Origin of the sequence: Streptomyces sp. NPDC005899 (assembly GCF_040629645.1) — a bacterium.
Classification (GTDB): Bacteria; Actinomycetota; Actinomycetes; order Streptomycetales; family Streptomycetaceae; genus Streptomyces.
On record NZ_JBEXWB010000615.1, the window covers coordinates 1 to 2040 of the forward strand.

2 protein-coding genes are annotated in these 2040 nt (G+C 74.2%); one reads left to right on the forward strand and one right to left on the reverse strand.

Annotated features, from left to right (window positions below; translation table 11 throughout):
* On the reverse strand, positions 1–952 hold a 952-nt coding region (locus ABZ371_RS32055), incomplete at its 3' end, for a 3-hydroxyacyl-CoA dehydrogenase family protein (protein ID WP_358686340.1).
* Positions 953–1498: 546 nt separating this feature from the next.
* On the opposite strand from ABZ371_RS32055, the gene ABZ371_RS32060 reads away from it, so the two are divergent.
* On the forward strand, positions 1499–2040 hold a 542-nt coding region (locus ABZ371_RS32060), incomplete at its 3' end, for an adenylosuccinate lyase (RefSeq protein WP_358686343.1).

The window sequence follows — 2040 nt, forward strand, 5'->3', positions numbered from 1 at the left end:
CCGCGACGCCGACGGCGGACACCTCGCGCCCGGCCACCGCGCCCGCGCTCGCCGACGGCGTCAGGGCGTCCGGCACGGTGTTCTGGCCGCCGGGGGCGTCGTACGTGTAGAAGCCGCGGCCCGCCTTACGGCCGGTCAGCCCGGCCTCGCTGAGCTGGCCGAGCACCGGAGCGGGTGCGTGCAGCCGGTCGCGCGACGCCGTGTACATGGCCTCCAGCACCGTGCGGGCGGTGTCGATGCCGATCAGGTCCAGCAGGGCGAGGGGGCCCATCGGCAGACCGCAGCCCAGCTTCATCGCGGCGTCGATGTCCTCACGGGAGGCGTAGTTCGCCTCGTACATCGCCGCCGCCTGGTTCAGGTAGCCGAACAGCAGCCCGTCGGCGACGAAGCCCGGCCGGTCGCCGACCGCGACCGGCTCCTTGCCCAGTTCGCGCGCCAGGCGGGTCACGCTCTCGACGGCCGGTGGCGCGGTGAGCACCGAGGAGACCACCTCGACGAGCTTCATGGCCGGCGCCGGGTTGAAGAAGTGCAGGCCGAGGACGCGCTCGGGGTGCTGTGACTCGGCGGCCAGCCGGGTCACGGACAGGGCGTTGGTCCCGGTGGCGAGGATCGCGGTGGGGGAGACGACCGCGTCGAGGTCCCGGAAGACCTGCTGCTTGATCTCGTACGTCTCCGGCACGACCTCGATGACCAGCTCCGCGTCCGCGGCGGCCTGGAGATCGGTGAACGTGCGGAACCGGGCGAGGACGTCGCGCCGCTCCTGCTCGGTGATGCGCTCACGGTTCACGGCGCGTGCGGTGGAGGCCTCCAGGGCGGCGACCGCCTGGAGGGCGGCGGCTTCGCTGACGTCGATGCCGATGACCTCGCGGCCCGCACGGGCCAGGACCTCGGCGATGCCGGTTCCCATGGTGCCGAGGCCGACGACGGCAATGGTGCTGAGCGGGGTGTCCATCACGGGACTCCAGGGTGAGTGACGGCTGTGAGGAGCACACGGGCGCGGGCGGTCGGGGTGAACCGGCGCTCGGCGTGCGGGGGCTGCGTGTCGTGGTGCACGGGCCCGGGTGCTCGGGGAGCACCGGGAACCCGGGAAGGGTGACGGACTCTGTCCCGAGTCGCGTCGCACGAACCGCCGAACCGACAAGCACTCCGGGTGGCTGCGTCACCAGGCCACCGGAGCCGGCGGGAGGGTGTCCCGCTCACATGAGATTAACCGGCGGGTAACGAGCGCGCCAGCCCTGGCTCCCTGTGCGCTGGCACACACTTGGGCACGGTGGGCCGCCACTGGGTCGGCCGGGGAGTGGGCGATGTCCACGGACCTGGGATGGACGGGGGCCATGACGTACGGGAGCGCAGGTGTCGGGGCCCGGCTGGTCGCCGCCGGAGTGAACCGGTCGCGCGTGGCGGAGCGCAGGCGCTGTCGGCGCGGGGAAGCGCCCGGGCCGTGTACGGGCGCCGCGGGCGCTGTGCACCGTGCGTGCGCGAGGATAAACTCTGTGTCATGGACGAGGAGTTCCGCTCGCTGACCGACCGGCTGCGGGGCGAGGCGGGGGAGTCTCCCGACTTCCACCGGCTGATCGCCACCGAGGACGCCGAGGAGCTCGCCCACGTGCTCGTGGAACGCGAACGCCCGCTGTGGGCCCGGGAGATCGCGGCCTTCCGGCTCGGCTGCCGGGGCGATCGCCGGGCCTTCGAGGCGCTCGTCCTCCTGCTCAACCACCGCGACCCGGAGCGCTGCGTCTCGGCGGCCCACGCACTGCTGCTCCTGGGCGATCCCCGAACGCCCCGAGCGGCGGCGGCACTTGCCACCAACACGCTGCGGACGGCGTACGCCCTGCACCCGGTGCGCCTGCTCACCGCCCTGCGGGCGCCGGAGTCCGTACCCGCGCTCGTCAGCACCCTGCGCGGGCTGCTGGCGCCGCAGGAGCCGCACTGGCGTGTCGCGCTCGCCTGTGTCGAGGGGCTGGGAAGCCTGGGGGACGGGGCGGCCCGCCCGGTCCTGGAGGCGGCGCTGCCGCACCCCCGGCTCGGCCCGGCGGCGGC